Origin of the sequence: Streptomyces scopuliridis, from assembly GCF_042790125.1 — a bacterium.
GTDB lineage: Bacteria > Actinomycetota > Actinomycetes > Streptomycetales > Streptomycetaceae > Streptomyces > Streptomyces scopuliridis_A.
The window spans coordinates 14,071-31,533 of record NZ_JBHTZS010000018.1 but is presented as its reverse complement, the minus strand read 5'-3'; the positions used below and the strand labels follow the sequence as shown (position 1 = coordinate 31,533).

13 protein-coding genes are annotated in these 17,463 nt (G+C 72.1%); 4 read left to right on the top strand and 9 right to left on the bottom strand.

Going from position 1 to position 17,463, the window contains the following annotated elements; all coding sequences use genetic code 11:
• Positions 1-314 precede the first annotated feature (314 nt).
• Positions 315-1,253: a 2-hydroxyacid dehydrogenase gene (locus ACFRKB_RS25225; protein WP_383108698.1), complete on the bottom strand. Its 939-nt coding sequence runs from the start codon at positions 1,251-1,253 to the stop codon at positions 315-317.
• A 72-nt stretch (positions 1,254-1,325) separates the two neighbouring features.
• On the opposite strand from ACFRKB_RS25225, the gene ACFRKB_RS25220 reads away from it, so the two are divergent.
• The 3 genes from ACFRKB_RS25220 to ACFRKB_RS25210 all read left to right on the top strand — a co-directional run bounded on the left by ACFRKB_RS25220 (position 1,326) and on the right by ACFRKB_RS25210 (position 3,832).
• Positions 1,326-2,321, top strand: coding sequence for an aldo/keto reductase (locus ACFRKB_RS25220; protein ID WP_383108697.1), 996 nt, complete (start codon positions 1,326-1,328; stop codon positions 2,319-2,321).
• Positions 2,322-2,473: 152 nt separating this feature from the next.
• Positions 2,474-3,619 (top strand): PQQ-dependent sugar dehydrogenase, encoded by a 1,146-nt coding sequence (locus ACFRKB_RS25215; protein ID WP_383108695.1) that lies wholly within the window; start codon positions 2,474-2,476, stop codon positions 3,617-3,619.
• A 39-nt stretch (positions 3,620-3,658) separates the two neighbouring features.
• Positions 3,659-3,832: a DUF6191 domain-containing protein gene (locus ACFRKB_RS25210; protein WP_383108694.1), complete on the top strand. Its 174-nt coding sequence runs from the start codon at positions 3,659-3,661 to the stop codon at positions 3,830-3,832.
• A 34-nt stretch (positions 3,833-3,866) separates the two neighbouring features.
• On the opposite strand, the gene ACFRKB_RS25205 is transcribed toward ACFRKB_RS25210, so the two are convergent.
• The 6 genes from ACFRKB_RS25205 to ACFRKB_RS25180 form a co-directional block, all read right to left on the bottom strand.
• The gene (locus tag ACFRKB_RS25205; protein ID WP_383108693.1) at positions 3,867-6,908 is read right to left on the bottom strand and encodes a helix-turn-helix transcriptional regulator; all 3,042 of its coding nucleotides are present in this window, start codon (positions 6,906-6,908) and stop codon (positions 3,867-3,869) included.
• Between the two features lie 52 nt (positions 6,909-6,960).
• Positions 6,961-7,134 carry a hypothetical protein gene (locus tag ACFRKB_RS25200; RefSeq protein WP_383108692.1) on the bottom strand — a complete coding sequence of 58 codons (174 nt, stop codon included), beginning with the start codon at positions 7,132-7,134 and terminating at the stop codon, positions 6,961-6,963.
• A gap of 207 nt (positions 7,135-7,341) precedes the next feature.
• A complete protein-coding gene (locus ACFRKB_RS25195) occupies positions 7,342-7,959 on the bottom strand; it encodes a hypothetical protein (protein ID WP_383108690.1) in 618 nt (205 codons plus the stop codon).
• A 129-nt stretch (positions 7,960-8,088) separates the two neighbouring features.
• Positions 8,089-8,649 (bottom strand): GNAT family N-acetyltransferase, encoded by a 561-nt coding sequence (locus ACFRKB_RS25190; RefSeq protein WP_383108689.1) that lies wholly within the window; start codon positions 8,647-8,649, stop codon positions 8,089-8,091.
• 38 nt (positions 8,650-8,687) lie between these two features.
• Entirely contained in the window at positions 8,688-10,946 is a 2,259-nt protein-coding gene (locus tag ACFRKB_RS25185; protein ID WP_383108688.1) for an MMPL family transporter, read from the bottom strand.
• Between the two features lie 140 nt (positions 10,947-11,086).
• On the bottom strand, positions 11,087-13,270 hold the full coding sequence (locus ACFRKB_RS25180; protein WP_383108686.1) for a phosphocholine-specific phospholipase C: 2,184 nt from the start codon (positions 13,268-13,270) through the stop codon (positions 11,087-11,089).
• A 404-nt stretch (positions 13,271-13,674) separates the two neighbouring features.
• Here ACFRKB_RS25180 and ACFRKB_RS25175 point away from each other — a divergent pair, with 404 nt between their 5' ends.
• Entirely contained in the window at positions 13,675-15,489 is a 1,815-nt protein-coding gene (locus ACFRKB_RS25175) for a protein kinase domain-containing protein (protein WP_383108685.1), read from the top strand.
• Between the two features lie 36 nt (positions 15,490-15,525).
• On the opposite strand, the gene ACFRKB_RS25170 is transcribed toward ACFRKB_RS25175, so the two are convergent.
• On the bottom strand, positions 15,526-15,975 hold the full coding sequence (locus ACFRKB_RS25170) for a universal stress protein (protein WP_383108795.1): 450 nt from the start codon (positions 15,973-15,975) through the stop codon (positions 15,526-15,528).
• Positions 15,976-16,085: 110 nt separating this feature from the next.
• Positions 16,086-17,342 (bottom strand): SLC13 family permease, encoded by a 1,257-nt coding sequence (locus ACFRKB_RS25165; protein ID WP_383108684.1) that lies wholly within the window; start codon positions 17,340-17,342, stop codon positions 16,086-16,088.
• Positions 17,343-17,463 lie beyond the last annotated feature (121 nt).

Sequence of the window (17,463 nt, the reverse complement as noted above, 5' to 3'; positions counted from 1 at the left end):
CCTGCCGCGTCGGATCGTTCGTCCATTGGCCGTACATCGCCCGTCGCCCCCCTCGCAATCTGACTCGCTCCGCTGCGCCGCCCCAGGCGCGCCGCAGCCCCCAGATCGGGACGATACACCAGTCTCGTCACTCAGGGACATAGTTCTTCTACTCTCTGTGACGACCAGGGGAGTTGTCGGCCACGAGGGTGTCCGGGCGGCTGCGGAGAGTGGCCGGTTGTCTTCCGGATCTTGACGCGGGGTGCTGCGACTCGGGGTGGGTCCGCTGGCCAGGGGTCGGTCCGTGGGCTCGGGGTCGGTCCGTGGGCTCGGAGTCAGCCCGTGGTGAGGACGAGGTTGCGCGGCTCCTCCCCGGCGGCGAACCGGGTGAGCTGGCCGGCCAGCAGCCGCTTGGCGCGCGGCAGGAACGCCGAGGTGGAGCCGCCGACATGGGGGCTGATGAGAACGCCCGGGGCGTGCCAGAGCGGATGGCCGGCGGGCAGCGGTTCCGGATCGGTGACGTCCAGGGCGGCCGTGATCCGTCCGCTCCCGGTCTCGGCCAGCAGGGCCTTGGTGTCGACGACGGCTCCGCGCGCGACATTGACCAGCAGCGCGCCGTCCTTCATCCCGGCCAGGAACTCCGCTCCGGCCAGGCCCCTCGTCCCCTCGGTGAGCGGGGTGGAGAGGATCACCACATCGGCGTCGGGGAGCAGTTGGGGAAGTTCGGTGAACGCGTGGACGGCGCCGCGCTCCGTGGTGCGGGCGGAGCGGGCGACGCGCACCACCCGCGCGCACTCGAAGGGCGTGAGCCGATCCTCGATGGCCTCGCCGATCGATCCGTACCCGACGATCAGTACGGACTTGTCGGCGAGCGCCGGGTAGAAGCCGGAGCGCCACTCCTCCTGCCGCTGGCCCGTGACGAAGCCGGGGATGCCGCGCAGGGAGGCGAGGATCAGGGCCAGGGTGAGTTCGGCGGTGCTGGCCTCGTGGACGCCCTTGGCGTTGCACAGGCGTACGCCGGCGGGAAGCGCGCCGAGCGCGGGGGTCACATGGTCTGTGCCCGCCGACAGGGTCTGGATGACGCGTACGGAGGTCATGGCGGCGAGCGGCCGTACCGCGATCTCGGGTCCCTTCATGTACGGGACGACATAGAAGGCGCACTCGGCCGGGTCGGCGGGGTACTCCTCGCCGCCGTCCCAGAAGAGGTAGCGCGGTCCCTCCGGGAGTCCCTCGATCCCGTCGGCCGGCAGGGGGAGCCATATGTCAGAAGTCATGGCCAGGAGGCTATGCGATGCGTGTCGGAGCGATGGGGTTAGCTTGAGGGCGGCACGAGGAGGGGTACGGCGTTGGAGCGCAGGACAATCGGTGCGGCGGCGCTCGAAGTGGGCGCGATCGGCCTCGGCTGTATGCCGATGCACTGGGCCTACACCGGCTCGCAGCAGCACGGCGACCGTTCGCTCCGTACGGTGCACGCGGCGCTCGACGCCGGTACGAGCCTGCTCGACACGGCCGACATGTACGGCCCCTTCACCAATGAGCTGCTGCTGGGGCGGGTGCTCGGGCAGCGGCGGGCGGACGTCTTCGTCTCGACCAAGTGCGGGCTGCTCGTGGGTGATCAGCACATCGTCGCCAACGGCCGCCCCGGCTATGTGCGGCGGGCCTGTGATGCCTCGCTGCGGCGGCTCCAGACCGATGTGATCGACCTCTACCAGCTGCACCGCGCCGATCCCGAGATACCGGTCGAGGAGACCTGGGGCGCGATGGCGGAGCTGGTGACCGCGGGGAAGGTGCGGGCGCTCGGGTTGTGCGCGGTGGGGGCGCGCGCGTCCCGGCGCAGATCGGGGGCGCATCTGCACGAGTCGACGATCCGGCAGCTGGAGCGGGTGCAGCAGGTCTTTCCGGTGAGCGCGGTGGAGGCGGAGCTCTCGGTGTGGTCGCCGGAGGCGCTGGAGCGGCTGCTGCCGTGGTGCGAGGCGCGCGGCATCGGGTTCCTGGCGGCGATGCCGCTGGGCAACGGTTTCCTGACCGGCACGCTCACGCCGGGGCAGGGTTTCGAGCCGGATGACGTACGGGCGCGGCATCCGCGGTTCACAGCGGAGATGATGGCGGCGAACCAGCCACTGGTGGTGGGGCTGCGGCGGATCGCGGCGCGGCAGGGCGCGACCCCGGCGCAGGTGGCGCTGGCGTGGGTGCTGAGCCGGGGGCGGCATGTGGTGCCGCTGCCGGGGACGAAGCGGGAGCGGTGGGCGGTGGAGAACGCGCGGGCGGCGGAGCTGACGCTGACGGCGCGCGATCTGGCCGAGATCGCGGAGCTGCCGCCGGTACGGGAATCATGGGACTGAGCGCGGCCGTGGGGTAGGAACAGCCACGGTGCGGCAGATGCGGCGGGTGCGGCGGATGCGGTAACGGTGGAGCACAGGCAACGGTGCGGCACACGGGAATCAGCGCAGGGAATCGCAGCCTTCGAAGGGATCGAACCGTGCAACGTTCAGCAGTGACGGCCGTTGGGGCCGCTGTCGCCCTCCTCGTGTTGACGGGGTGCTCCTCCGGCGACGGTACGGGGCCCGCGCCCGGCCGGAGCGCCACGACGGCCCCGGCCGCCGCGACGCCGCAGGACGCGTCGCCGAGCCCGTCGGCCGCGCCCGCCAAGGGCTCGGTGAAGGTGGTGTCCACAGTCACGGAAGGGCTCAACACCCCCTGGGGCCTGGCCGCTCTGCCGGAGGGTGATCTGCTGGTGTCCTCGCGCGACAAGGGGACGATCACCCGGGTGGACGCGGAGACCGGCGAGAAGTCCGTGATCGGCTCGGTGCCCGGGGTCTCCCCGGCGGGCGAGAGCGGGCTGCTGGGCATCGCGCTCTCCCCTTCGTTCGCCTCGGACCATCAGGTGTACGCGTATTTCACGACCACGTCGGACAATCGCATCGCGCGGATGTACTACGACGAGAGGAAGCCGGCCGGGCAGCAGCTGGGGGCGCCCGACACGGTGCTGCGCGGCATTCCGAAGGGCCGTATCCACGACGGCGGACGGATCGCTTTCGGCCCGGACAAGATGCTGTACGCGAGCACCGGCGACGCCGGTGACAAGGCGCTCGCGCAGGACAAGAAGTCGCTGGCCGGCAAGATCCTCCGGATGACTCCGGACGGCGAGCCCGCGCACGGCAATCCGGAGGCGGATTCGGTCGTCTATTCGCTGGGCCACCGCGATGTGCAGGGACTCGCCTGGGATTCCGGGAACCGGCTGTGGGCCTCGGAGTTCGGCCAGGACACCTGGGACGAGCTGAATCTCATCGAGCCGGGCAGGAATTACGGCTGGCCCGAGGTGGAGGGAAAGGCCCATAAGCCGGGCTTCGTCGACCCGGTCGTCGAGTGGCGGCCGGCCGAGGCGTCGCCGAGCGGTATCGCGTACGCGGAGGGCTCGATCTGGATGGCGGCGCTGCGCGGCGAGCGGCTGTGGCGGATTCCCCTGGCGGGCCGGGAATCCGCGGCTGCCCCTCAGGCGTTCCTGAAGGGTCAGTACGGTCGCCTGCGCACAGTGCTTTCGGCGGGCGGCGACAAGGTGTGGCTGGCGACCAGCAATACGGATGGCCGGGGCACACCGAAGCCGGGGGACGACAGGATCCTCCTGCTGGAGGTCGCGTAGCGATACGCGCCGACGCGTGGTGAAGAGGGTGAGCAGTCCGTGTTCAACCTGATCGAGGAGCTTTTCGCCCCGGGCCGCAAGCACACCGACGAGGAACGGAAGAGACTGGAGCTGACCCGGGTCGATGCCGATGACAGCGATCCGGGCCGGGGACCGATAGATCTCGCCTCCGGAAAGGTCACGATAAGGCTGCCGGCCCAGCACGAGGAGTGACGGAACGGGGACCCGCGGCGCGCGATCGCGGGCCTTACGCCGCCTGGTCGGGGAAAAGGCGGAGCCGGTGGGAAAGGGCCGCCGCTTCCGTACGGCCCGACACTCCCAACTTGGCCAGGATGTTGGAGACATGGACGCTCGCCGTCTTGGGCGAGATATACAGCTCCTCGGCGATCCTGCGATTGCTGTGACCGGCGGCGACCAGCCGCAGCACGTCCTGTTCCCGCGGGGTCAGACCCAGTGAGCGCGCCGGGTCCGGGTCGGAGCCGGCGGCCGTACCCATACCGGCGGACGTCGGCGCGAGGCTGATCCGGGCCCGGCCGGCGAGCAGTTCGATCTCCTCGGTCAGCGGGCGCGCGCCCAGGCCGCGGGCCGCGGTGTGGGCGAGGACGAGCAGGTCGGCGGCTCCGGCGCGGTCGGCGTGGTCGTCCAGCAGCGCGGCGGCCCCGCGCAGCCGGGCGAGCGCCAGCTCGAAGGGCCGCTCCGTCGCTTCGAAAGCGGCGACGGCACGCGCCCACAGCTCCGGCGCCGCTCTGCCCTCCGCCCGCGCCAGCTCGGCCTCCAGCATGAGGCCGTACGCGTGCCAGACGGGCACGAGCGTGGGCATCCGCTTGGCGTGGAGGCGTATGGCCGTGAGCACCGCCGCCCGTCCGGCGTCCGCGTCCGGCAGCCCTCTGGCGTCCGCCTCGATCGAGGCAGCCGCGCACAGCAACGGCAGCGCGTACTGCCGCGTCCCCGGCGGGAAGCCGTGCTCGGTGATCCGCTCGAACTCGGCCCGCGCGTCGGCCAGCGCGCCGCGCCGCGCGGCGATACACATCGCGAGCCGGGCCGGCGGTATGAGGTGCTGTGGCTGGAAGTCATGGGTGCCGAAGAAGCTCCGGGTCAGCCCCACCTGGCGCTGCGCCTCCTCGAAGTCTCCCCGGACCAGGGCCAGTTCGGCGCGGCGCCCGGCGATCAGACCGCGCGCCTTGTGGGACTGGGCGAGCTCCACCGTGCTGTCGAGGACGGCGTCCGCCTCGGTCCAGCGGCCGAGGGAGAAGAGGGAGTGGGCCAGGTTGTGCCGTACCCACGCCTCCGTATCGGCGAGCCCCCGCTGATGGCTGAAGGCGATGCCCTGCTCGGCGGCGGTCACCGCTTCCCCGGAGCGGCCCATGCTCTCCAGGGTGGACGGCAGATTGATGCTGGCCCGGCCCAGGATCCCGGCGGCGCCCAGCTCGACGGCCCGGTCACGGGCCGCGTAGATCTCGGCGATGCCCTCTTCGACGCCGCCCGCGTCGGCGGTGAGCCAGCCGCGGGTGAGGCGGGCGTGCAGCTCGGTGAGCTCGGCGCCGACCAGCCTGGCGTACTCCACGGCCCGGTCGGCGGCGGCCAGGCTGTCGGGGCCCGGCTGGTGCAGCGCGCCCCAGCTCGCGACCATGGCGAGCACCTCCGCGTGCACGGCGGACGGCCGCATGCCGCGCACCAGCTCCTGGGCGGTGGCCAGTTCCTGCCAGCCGTCACCGCGCGTCAGGTCCTGCGTCAGCCGGGAGCGCTGGATCCAGAACCAGGCGGCGCGCAGCGGATCCTTCCCGCCGCCCTCGCCCTCCAGGATCCGCAGGGCCTTCTTGGAGATGGCCAGGGCGCGCTCGCGCTCACCGCCGAAGCGGGCGGCGACCGTCGCCTCCGCCATCAGATCCAGATAGCGCAGCGGCGGGGATGTCGGATCGCCGCCGCAGGCCGGATAGACCTCGACGTCGTCCGGCGGCCGGAGCGTGCCGCGTACCTCTTCGGGGGCGTCGTCCCACAGCTCCATGGCCCGTTCGAGCAGCCTCAGTTGCTCGGAGTACGCGTAGCGCTGGCGCGCCTCCACGGCGGCGCTCAGCACCGCGGGGAGGGCCTTGGCCGCGTCATGCGCGTGGTACCAGTGGCTGGCAAGGCGGGGGGTGCGCTCATCGGCCCGTACGAGCGAGGGATCGGCCTCCAGCACCTCGGCGTAGCGGCGGTTGATCCGGGAGCGCTCGCCCGGGAGCAGATCGTCGCTGACCGCCTCGCGCACCAGGGAGTGCCGGAAGCGGTAGCCGTCGCCGTCCGCCGTGGGCAGCAGGATATTGGCGCCGACGGCGGCCCGCAGCGCCTCGATCAGCTCGTCCTCCGCGAGCCGGCCGACGGCCGCCAGCAGCCGGTATTCGACGGTCGTGCCGCCCTCGGCGACGATCCTGGCGACCCGCTGGGCGTCCTCGGGCAGCGCCTCCACCCTGACGAGCAGCAGATCGCGCAGGGAGTCGCTCAGACCGGTGCTGCACCCCGACCCGATGGAGCAGGCCAGCTCCTCCACGAAGAACGCGTTGCCGTCGGAGCGTTCGAAGATCTGCTCCAGCACGGCCGGGTCCGGTTCTGCCGCGAGGATGCCCGTGAGCTGGCTCCGCACCTCGGCGCGGTTGAAGCGGGAGAGCTCGATACGGCGGACGGAGCGCAGCCGGTCCAGCTCGGCCAGGAGCGGGCGCAGCGGGTGGCGGCGGTGGATGTCGTCCGCGCGGTACGTGGCGAGCACGACGAGCCGGCCACGGCGCAGCGCGCGGAAGAGATAGGCGAGGAGATGGCGGGTGGAGGCGTCCGCCCAGTGCAGATCCTCCAGGACGAGCACGACCGTACGGTCCACGGCCAGCCGCTCCAGCAGGCGCGCGGTGAGCTCGAAGAGCCGGGCGGTGCCGTCCTCTCCGAGCGCGCCGCGGTCCGACTGGCCCAGCTCGGGCAGGATGCGGGCCAGCTCGTCCTCCTGGCCCTCGGCCGCCGCCCTCAGCTCCTCGGGCAACTGGCGGCGCAGGGAGCGCAGCGCGGTGGAGAAGGGCGCGAACGGCAGTCCGTCCGCGCCTATTTCGACGCAGCCGCCGACCGCCACGACCGCCTTCTCCGCACAGGCCGCGGCGTGCAGCTCCTCGATGAGCCGCGTCTTGCCGACCCCGGCCTCGCCGCCGATGAGCAACGCCTGCGGCTCGCCCGCGGTGGCGCGGGCGAGCGCTTCGGTGAGGGCGGTGAACTCGGCGGATCTTCCGACGAACACGGGGCTGACTGACCTGTTCTCCACGAGCCCGAGCATCGCACAGGGGTCTGACAGCGCGGCACTGTTTATCGGGCGGAGGGCCATCGGGTCACGCCGCGCGCGCGAACCGGTCGTGACGGGTGCTCACCCGCCCCTCCCGGTCCTTCCCGGCGGCTCGCCGCGCCTGCCGGCGGGCGGTGCGGATCTCCCGTACGAGCCGCTGCTGTTCGGCCTTGCGGATGAGCTCGGCCGCGTTGATCTTCTGGAGTTCGTACTCGAACATCGGGTCCCCCTGATGAAGGTTTCTGGCGTCTGGTGATGCCTCTACCTTCGTCTCCCAGGGGGTACGGCCACATCGGGAGAGTGCCGCATCTTGACGGGCCCGCATGCCTTAGAAACAGCGGTGGGGACTTACGTGAGGCCTAAGGCCCCGGCGGTGGGACACCGCGCGGGCCTCAGGACCTACGTCGGACGTACTCGTCCAGCGGGCTCAGGACGCGGCGGTCGGCAGGGCCGCGAACAGGTCGAAGTACATGCCGAAGGAGACCAGCAGCCCCAGGAGGCCGAGGATCGCTCCGGCCAGCGCGACGGGCCGCACCCAGCCGGTGCGCTGCGGCAGGGCCAGCACGATCACTCCGATGAGCAGCGCCACGAAGGCCACGCCGCCGTTGATCGCGGCGGTGACATGCCAGGCGTCGCCGTAGATCGCGGAGATCTGCTGCTCCGCGGTGCCGGACTGGCCGGTCTTGAGCTGTCCCACCAGGCCCTGGCGCTCGGCGAGGACCCGGCTGGTCCAGGTGCCGGTGAGGGCGACGATGCCGAGGCATACGGCGAGGACGGCGGCGGCCGCGGAACCGAGACCGGACGGGCGGCTCGCCGCGGCGAGCTCCTCGTCCAGGTCCTCGACGTCGTCGGCTTCCTCGTCCGTCCCGGCGGCCGGGGTGGCGTCCGTGTCGGTGTGCTCGGCGACGGACCCCTTCGTGAGGTCGGCCTTGGGGCCGGTCTTGGTCTCCGCCGTCGCCTCGGCGCCGGAGGCGGCGGTCCCGGCCGTCTCCGGGTCGGTGGTGGGGGTGGGGGTGGCGGTCTCGGTCTCGGGGGTCGGGTTCATACGGCGCACGCTAGGGGCCCCGTCTGAGAACTTCCTGAGAACGCCGAAACTCGCCGCCGAAAACCGTTTCGAGGCCGGGCCGGGGGATCGGAGAGGGGATCAGCGAGGCCGGGCCGAGGGGCCGCGAGGTCAGCCGGCGCTGTCCGCCCGCTCGCGCCACTCGGACGCCAGGACCGACCAGATCTCGGTGTTCTGCCGTACGCCGCGGTGCGGATAGCTCTCCCGCAGCACCCCGTCCCGTGTCATGCCGAGCCGTCGCGCGACCTTGATGCTCGGGGTGTTGGCGGACGACACCAGCCACTCCACGCGGTGCATCCCGCGCTCCTCCACCGCCCAGTCGATCAGTACCCGGGCCGCGCGCGTGACCAGACCGCGCCCCGTCGCGGCGGGCTCGAGCCAGCAGCCGACCTCGCAGTTGCCGGTCCCCGCGTCGAAGATCCGGAAGAGCACACCGCCGACGAGGGTGGAGTCGAGCCAGATCCCGTAGATCCGCCCGCCGTCGGCCGCCTGCTTCTCCGCGTACGAGGTGAGCAGCGCGCGGGCGGACACGGGATCGGTGACGGCGTCGGCCAGCTTGATGTGTTCGTCGACCAGATCCCTGGCGCGGTCCATATGGGCGAGGAACTCCTCGGCCCGCCATGGTTCCAGCGGGCGCAGCTCCGCCCCGTCCCCCAGTGGTATCGCGAACATCGGGCCCCTTATGTGCGAGTGAACAGGTTTACGGGTGTTCACCGCACGAGCACGCGGTCCTCGGTCGCGCTGTCCTCTGTCTCGTCGGCCTCGGTCTCGTGCGGCTCAGGGATCTTCGCATGTCCGTGCCGTTCGGGCGCTTCGATACTGATCCGCGGCAGCCAGCGGTCGAGCCGCCGCGGCAGCCACCAGTTGGCGCCGCCGAGCATATGCATCAGGGCCGGGACCAGCAGCGTACGGAGGACGAAGGCGTCCAGCGCGACCGCCGCCGCCAGCGCGATCCCGAACATGGCGATGACCCGCTCGCCGCTCAGCACGAACGCGAGGAAGACCGAGATCATGATGACCGCAGCGGAGTTGATCACCCGCCCGGTCTCGGCGAGGCCGACGCGGACCGCCCGCCGGTTGTCCCCCGTCTCCAGCCACTCCTCGTACATCCGGCTCACCAGGAAGACCTGGTAGTCCATGGAGAGCCCGAAAAGCACCGAGACCATGATCACGGGCAGGAAGGGTTCGATGGGGCCCGCGCTGCCGAGCCCCAGCAGCTCGCTCCCCCACCCCCACTGGAAGATCGCGACGACGACCCCGAAGGACGAGGCGACGGCGGCCACATTCATCAGGGCGGCCTTGACCGGGATGCCCACGGACCGGAAGGCGAGCAGCAGAAGCAGACAGCCGAGGGTGATGACCACCCCGACGAAGAGCGGCAGTTTGCCGATGATGATGTCCGCGAAGTCGTCATAGCTCGCGGTGAGCCCGCCCACGTGCACGTCCAGGGAGGTGCCGGCCGCGGCCTCGGGCAGCACGTCCGTACGCAGCCGGTCGACCAGCGCGCTGGTGTCCTGCGACTGGGGCGACGAGTCGGGTACGACGGTGAGCGCGGCCGTGTCGCCGCTGCCGTTGAACGTGATCGGGCCGACGGAGGCGACGCCCTCCGTCGTACGCAGCGTGCTGGGCAGCTGGTCCATGGCGAGCCGGTCGTCGGCGCCGTCCAGGTGCGCGACCAGTGTCAATGGGCCATTGACGCCGGGGCCGAACCCTTCCGCGAGCCGGTCGTACGCCTGCCGGGTGGTGGTGGAGGCGGGGTTGTTGCCCTGGTCCGAGGTGCCCAGATGCAGCGAGAGCGTGGGCAGGGCGAGGATCAGCATCACCGCGGCGGCCACGGCGCCGAGCAGCTTGGGATGGCGTTCGACGAAGAGGGACCAGCGGGCGGCGAAGGTCGTGGGCCGTTCCGGCTCCGGCCCGTGCGCGGCCAGCCGCGCCCGTTCGCGCCGGCTCAGCGCCCGCGTACCGATGTACGAGAGCAGGGCGGGCAGCAGGGTCACGGACGCGGCGACGGTCAGGACGACCGTGAGCGAGGCGGCGATCGCGACGCCGTTGAGGAAGCTCAGCCCCAGGATCAGCATGCCGAGCAGGGCGATACAGACGGTGGCCCCGGCGAAGACGACGGCTCTGCCGGTGGTCGCGACCGCGTTGACCGCCGCCTCGTGGACGCTCAGGCCGCGTTTGAGACCCGTACGGTGCCGGGTCACGATGAACAGCGCGTAGTCGATGCCGACGCCGAGGCCGATCAGCAGACCGAGCATCGGCGCGAAGTCGGCGACCGTCATCACATGGCCGAGCAGCGCGATGCCCCCGTACGCGGTGCCGACCGAGACCAGCGCGGTGGCCAGGGGCAGCATGCTGGCCGCGAGCGAGCCGAAGGCGAGGAAGAGGACGACGGCGGCCACGGCCACGCCCACGATCTCGGCGATGTGCGCGGTGGTGGATTCGGTGAGCGCGACGGCGCTGCCGCCGAGCTGTACGTCCAGCCCGTCGTCGGCGGCGGCCTTCGCGGTGTCGACCACCGCTTCGGCCTGCGACACGGGGATCTCGTCGGTCGGCTGCGCGAAGGTGATCCGCGCGTAGGCGGTCCGCCCGTCCGCGCTGATCTGCGCGGCGCCGTCGGCCGCGTAGGGACCGGCCACGGAGGAGACACCGGGCAGCTTCCCGACCTTGTCGAGCATCTCCCCCATGCGCTGCTTGACCTCCGGCGTACGGACGGATCCATAGCCGGGACCGGTGCCGGAGGCGCGGTCGGCGTGCCAGACGATGGTGTTGTCGTCGCCGCCGAGCCCCCGGAAGCCGTCGTTGAGCAGCTGGGCGGCGCGGCCCGACTCGGTGCCGGGGGCCTCGTAGTCGTTGGAGTACGAGGAGCCCAGCACGCCCGCGGCGGTCGAGACACCACCGAAAGCGAGCAGCCAGAGGAGAACGGCGAGGAGACGGTGCCTGATGCACCACCGTGCGATGGCTGCCAACGGATCGCTCCCTGGGTCACTCGTGGGAGATTCACTGTCGCAGCGAATAGTGATCGATTGTCCGTTTGGTGGGCTTACTCACAGTGCCCCGCGCACGGGAACTCGGGGCGGTCGCCGCTGCTCAGAGCGGCTCCGGCCGCTCAACCGGAGACGCTCACCCGCCCGTTCTCGATGTGGCCCATCAGCCGGCGGCGGAACCCGGTACCCGTGTTGTCGGTACCGGTGTTACCGGTGTCGCCGTCGGCGGTGATCTCGATGTCGTACCAGCCGTGCGCGTCCGCCGCCGAGTGCACGACGGTCCGGCTGCGGCCGGGCTTCACCGTGATCTGCCGCGTCCAGCCGTCGAGATCGGCCTCGTCGACGTAGCCCAGGGGCCGCACCGTGAACGTGATCGACTGATCGCCCCTGTTGCGCAGTTCGAGATGGAGATCGCGGTCGTGGTGGTCGACGGTCGAGGAGACCTCCGCGCCGTGTCCGGCCACCGGTCCGGCGAACTCGCGGCGGAAGCCGTTCGGCCCGGTGATCGTGAAGCGGTACGCGTCACCGGTCAGCCCGGTAAGGGGTACCGTCCATTGCGCCGTGCCCCTTACATCGCGGTGCTGCGGAATCGCGAACTCACCGGCGTACGGATACAGCGCGAAGTGCGCGCTCGCGCGCCCGGTGTTGCTGAGCGCGACGTTGAGCACCCGCCCCGCGCGCTCGTCCTCGATCCGGCCGTACGCGTCGGTCTGGTACGGCAGCGGCCTGGCCGGGCGCACGCCCTTCTCCTGTACGGGCATCCGCTGCTCGGCGGGCGGTACGGGCCGCCAGCGGCCGGTGAACGGCGGGATCGCGCCCGGCTGTTCGACCTCGGGCAGCCTGCGACCGCGCTGGAAGTCGAAGGCGGAGGTCAGATCGCCGGTGACATTGCGCCGCCACGCGGTGATGTTGGGCTCGTCCACCCCGGTCCACTTCTCCAGGAAGCGGACCACGGAGGTGTGGTCGAAGACCTGCGAGCAGACATAGCCGCCGACGGTCCAGGGCGAGACGACCAGCAGCGGCACCCGCATACCGAGCCCGGTCGGCCGGCCCTGCCAGCGCTCGGCGGAGCCGGAGGGTCCCTCGGCGGGCGGCACCGGCGGCGGCACGTGGTCGAAGAAGCCGTCGTTCTCGTCGTAGTTGATCAGTACGACGGTGTGCCGCCAGACGTCGGGGTGCGCGCCGAGCGCGTCGAGCACCTTGTAGACGAGCGTGGCGCTGGCGATCGGCGAGGACGAGCCGGGGTGCTCGGAGTCGACGGCCGACGGCACCAGATAGGACACCTCGGGCAGCGTCCCGGCGGCCACGTCGGCCCGGAACCGCTCGGCCAGGGTGCCGCTCTCGACCCGCCGCAGCCCGCGCTCGAAGAGCGACCGCTCGTACGGGGACAGCGCGGCGACGCCCTCCTCCAGCGCGGCGAGCAGCCGCTCGCGCTCGGCGGTGTCCTCGGTGTCGCGCACGGCGGCGTAGAAGGCCTCCATGTACGTGAAGCCGGCCGCGCCCGGCTGACCCGGCAGCGCGCGGGCCTTGGTGAGCGCCTTGCGGGCGATGTCCTTGAAGGTGGTGAAGAACTCGATGTTGTTGTCGGTGAAGTTCTCCCACTCCGTGTACGTCTGCCAGCTCCGCCCGGCCTTCTCCAGCCGCTCGGCGTAGGTCGGCCACGGATAGCCGGGGTGGGTGGCCTCGTCGTAGGCGTCGTTCCCCACGGCCCGCCGCCCGTCGGCCTCGTACCCGGTCCAGCCGCTCCACAGATGGTTGCGGTTGGGGCTCGTCGACGTGTGGACGGAGGAGTGGTACGCGTCGCAGATCGTGAACGTGTCCGCCAGCTCGTAGTGCAGCGGGAGGTCGTGACGGTCGTAGTACGCCATGGTGGCGGCGGTCTTGGCGGAGACCCACCGGTCCATCCACCCGTTGTTCCAGGCCGCGGCCCCGCCGTTCCAGGAGTGGTCCAGGTCCCCGATGTACTGGAGGTCCTTCTTCTGCGTCTCGGCCGCGTCCCGGATGGGGAAGGGCAGCACGGTCCCGAGCGGCCCCGGCTGCTCGAAGACGGGCTTCCCGGACGGCAGCTCGACGGCGTTACGGTCCCCGAAGCCCCGCACGCCGCGCAGCGTGCCGAAGTAGTGGTCGAAGGAGCGGTTCTCCTGCATGAGGATCACCACATGCTTGATCGCCCGCATCCCGCCGTCGGCCGGCTCGGCGGCCAGGGCGGCCTGAAGGGACGGCGGCAGCACGGACCCCACCGCCGCCGCACCCAGGGCGCCGGTGCCGAGGGCGAGCATTCTTCTGCGCGATATCTCCGGAGACATGCCGGGGACGGTAATGAAGCCCGGTGTCCGCGAGAAGACCCGGCGTCGGCCGAGGAGTGAACGTCGGTGGGGAGCCGCGGGCGCGGGCCGACGGCGCCGCCGGGCTCGGGCCCGCCCGCGCGGCCGCCATCCGGCCATGGCTCGCAACGGGTCGGGGAGACGCCCTCGTCTAGGGCCTGTCTTCAAAGTCCCGCGGCCCGCGGGACTTTGAGTAGGACGCCTCCCACGCACGGCGAGAGGCGGCGAAGGACCCCGTCAGGGCGGGATCTGGGCGATTGCCGGGCGGAAGCAGAGCGGGCGCGGGCTCTTCGTTGACCGGGATGTCCGGGGCTGGACATGCTGGCGGTCGGCCGTAACGCCGGATACGTCCGGTTACCGGGCAACTCGCGCTGACTGGGGGACAGGTGAACAGTGCGGCACACCACATCGGACCGGACACGGCGCCGGACCGCTACCGACTGCTCAGCTCCATCGGGCGCGGGGGCGAAGCCGTGCTGTACCGGGCGCAGTTCGAGCTGGACGGGGCGCCGGAGACGGTGGTCGTCAAGGTGCTCGACTCCAAGGCGGCGCTCAGTCCCGGGCAGTTCGCCCGGCTGAGCACGAAGTGGAACGAGCAGGCGGAGCTGCTGCGCTTCGCGAACCGGCCGGGCGTCGTGGGGGTGCGGGAGCACTTCGAGGGGGCGCCGATCCACCGGCCCGGTGGCGCCTCCACCGTGTCGGGCCGGGCGCTCGCGCTGGTGATGAACCATGTCGAGGGCGTCGATCTGCGCGACTGGCGGTTCGAGCGGACCCTCACGACGCCCGCCGAGCGGCGCGAGGTGATGGCGACGCTCGCCCAGCTCGCCGACGTACTGGACTGGCTGCACTCCGGCCGGGCCACGACCTCGGGTCGTGTGGTCGTGCACGGCGATCTGTCCCCCGGCAATGTCATGGTCGACGCCCACGGTCAGGCCACCCTCGTCGACTTCGGCCTGAGCAAGCTGACGGCGGACCACGAGACGGCGGAGGTCTGGTTCACGCCGGGGTACGCCGCCCCCGAGGTCTTCGACGGCAGGCGTACGCCCGCGACGGACCGGTACGCGTTCGGGGCGATCGCGTACTTCCTGCTGAGCGGCCAGGCGCCGCCGAACACCCCGGAGCAGTTGCGCCACGCGATACGCGCGCTGCCGCAGCTCTCGTCGCTCCCTCCGGAGCGCAAGGAGCGCGTGCTCGCCGTCTGCGCGACGGCTCCGGAGCAGCGGCCGGAGAGTCTGGCGGGGTGGCTGAAGGACGTACGGGACGCGGTGGTGTCCACGTCCTCCGCCCCCGCCACACCCTCCGCCCCCGGCCCCGCCACGCCCTCCGCCCTCGGCCCCGCCACGCCCTCCGCCTCGGCCACGCCCTCCGCTCCTACCGTGACCTCCGCTCCCCCACCCCCGGCACCACCCCTACCACCGCCGCCACTCGCACCGCCCGCGAAGCCCGCGCCGGCCCCCGCGCCGCCGCCCACCCCGGCGCCGCCCCCTGTCCACTCCGTGCAGGACGCCGTACCGCCCCGCCGGGTCACCCCCGAGCTCCGGCCGGGCCCGCTGGTCATCACCCCCGCCCCGCCCCGAAAGCGCCGTCCGGCCGTCGCCGTGCTCACGGTCGCGCTGGCGGTCGCGCTCGCCGTGATCGGCGTCCAGGCGCTGTCGGCGGGGGGAGACGACCAGAGGAACGGGGCGCCGTCGGTCACCGAGACCGTCACGGCGACAGCCACCGAGACGGAGACCGCCGACCCCGCGGTCCCGGACCCCTCCGCGAGCGGCAGCCCCGACGCGTCGGCCGACCCCGGGAGCGTGGCCGGCGCCGACTCGGTATCGCTCACCGGTTTCCAGCAGATCGACGACGACGACGCGTTCTCGGTCAAAGAGACGGTGATCAACAGCCAGGGCCACAGCGACGCGTTCGTCTCGGACTCCGGCTGCGACGGGTACATGGAGTTCAATATCGGCCGCGCCTGGTCGACCCTCGATCTGGTCGCGGGCATCGACGACAACAGCGCCGATTACACCGCCCGGCTGCGTATCACGCTCGACGGAACGTCCCTCTTCGACGAGAAGATCGAGCTGGGCAAGCCGCGGAAGCCGTCCCTCACCGTCGAGAACGGGCTGCGGCTGGTCATTTCGTACACCGCGACGGACACGGAGGCGTGCGACGCGGGCACGGTCGCGCTGGGCACTCCCACCCTGCGGAAGTGACCGGGGGCCTGAGAACGTCACCGGGCCCGGCCCTGTTCAGAAGTCCCGCCCGCCCCGCTCCCCGTACGGCCACACCAGCAGCACCGGGCACTCCGCGTGGTCGACCACGAACCGGGTCGCCCGGCCCAGGCTGTGCGGCCCCGGGTGGTCGCGCTCCCCGTCGCGCGCGCAGATCAGCAGCGCCGCGCCGGCCGCCGCGCGTACCACCTCGTGCTCCACGCGCCCGTGGTGGTCGAGCAGTTCGCAGGGCCGGCCGAGCCGGTGCGCGGCGGCCTCCAGCAGGTCGGCCGCGGCCGTTCCCGAGAGGGCTTCGAGCCGGGCGCCGGGGTCGCGGTCCGGGCGGTGGCCACGGCCGAGCAGCCCCGTATAGGCCTGGTGGGCGGCGGCGGCGATCTCGTCGTCGCTGACATGGAGCAGCACCACGTCGTCGTGCGGGGCGCGTTCGCGCGCCGCGTCGACACAGGCGGGCCAGGTGGATTCGGTGATCCAGACGAGAACGGTCCTCGCGGGAACGGGCGTCGAGGAAACGGCCCTCTCGGGAACGGCCTTCTCGGGATCGTTCCTCGGTGGACCGGTCGGGGGTACGGTCACAGCGGTCAGCCTCCGATCAATTGCAGCGTGCCCCAGAGCGCCACGGTCGAGACGACGAGCGTGGCGGGGACGGTCAGCAGCCCGAGCCGGGTGAAGTGGCCCAGCGCGGGCTCCGTGTCGTGCTCGTGCAGGATGCGCCGCCACAGCAGGGTGGCGAGCGAACCGACATAGGTGAGATTCGGCCCGAGGTTGACGCCGATCAGCGCGGCGAGCACCGGACCGGGCCCCGCGGGCGCGACGACCGGCAGCAGCGCCAGGATCGCCGGCAGATTGTTGATCAGGTTGGACAGTACGGCGGCGATCGCGGCGATCGCCAGCAGCGAGGCGAGCGACGAGCCCTCCGGCAGCAGCCGGCTGATCCCGGTGTCCAGGCCGTTGTCGACGACCGCCTTGACGACCACGCCGAGCGCGAGGACGAAGAGACAGAACAGCGGGGAGGCGGCCCTGACCAGCCCCATGAGGGTCGTCCGCCGCTGTCGCAGGGCGCGGGCCGCGAGGACGGCCGCACCGGCGACGGCCGCCCACAGCGGCTCGATCCCGGCGAACGAGGTGACCACGAACCCGGCCAGGGTCAGCCCCAGCACCACCAGTGTGAACACCGGAACCTCGCGCCGCTCCTCGGTCCTCGGCGGGTGCGCCCCGGCGGCCAGGTCGGCGGCGAAGAAGCGGCGGAAGACGGCGTACTCGACGGCGATCGCGGCCAGCCACGGCAGCGCCATCAGCGCGGCGAACCGGGTGAAGGAGAGCCCGCTCGCCGTGAACGCCAGCAGATTGGTGAGGTTGGAGACCGGCAGCAGCAGGGACGCGGAGTTCGCCAGATGCGTACAGGCGTAGACATGCGGCCGGGGCCGGGCACCGACCCGGGCGGCGGTCGCGAAGACGACCGGGGTGAGCAGCACCACCGTGGCGTCCAGGCTCAGTACGGCGGTGATGACGGCGGCGACGGCGAACACCCCGCCCAGCAGCCGCCGCGGCCGGCCGCCGCAGAACCGCGCCACCAGATCGCCCGCCGCCGTGAACAGCCCTTCCTCGTCACAGAGCTGAGCCAGCACCAGCACCGCCGCGAGGAAGACGACGACGGGCAGCAGCGTGTACGTCTGCGTCCGGGCCTCTTCCGGCGAGACCACGCCGAGGACGATGACCAGCAGCGCCGCGGGCACGGCCGCGACGGCCTCGGGCAGTCCGCGCGGCCGGACGACGGCGAACGCCAGCACGGCGAGCAGCAGCCCGACGGAGACGATCTCAGCGGCGACGGAGTTCACGGACCTTCACATTCACGAGCGGGGGGGGGGGGGGCCCCCCCCGGGGGCCCCCCCCCCGCGGGGGGGTAGGGCGCCAACACCCCCCGCCGGCCGGGGGGGGGCCCCCAGACAGGCAGCGCGC

Bases quoted from the DNA above. Each gene is read 5' to 3' on its own strand.
- ACFRKB_RS25225 (WP_383108698.1), bottom strand. From the start codon at position 1,253: ATGACTTCTGACATATGGCTCCCCCTGCCGGCCGACGGGATCGAGGGA.
- ACFRKB_RS25205 (WP_383108693.1), bottom strand. From the start codon at position 6,908: ATGCTCGGGCTCGTGGAGAACAGGTCAGTCAGCCCCGTGTTCGTCGGA.
- ACFRKB_RS25200 (WP_383108692.1), bottom strand. From the start codon at position 7,134: ATGTTCGAGTACGAACTCCAGAAGATCAACGCGGCCGAGCTCATCCGC.
- ACFRKB_RS25195 (WP_383108690.1), bottom strand. From the start codon at position 7,959: ATGAACCCGACCCCCGAGACCGAGACCGCCACCCCCACCCCCACCACC.
- ACFRKB_RS25190 (WP_383108689.1), bottom strand. From the start codon at position 8,649: ATGTTCGCGATACCACTGGGGGACGGGGCGGAGCTGCGCCCGCTGGAA.
- ACFRKB_RS25180 (WP_383108686.1), bottom strand. From the start codon at position 13,270: ATGTCTCCGGAGATATCGCGCAGAAGAATGCTCGCCCTCGGCACCGGC.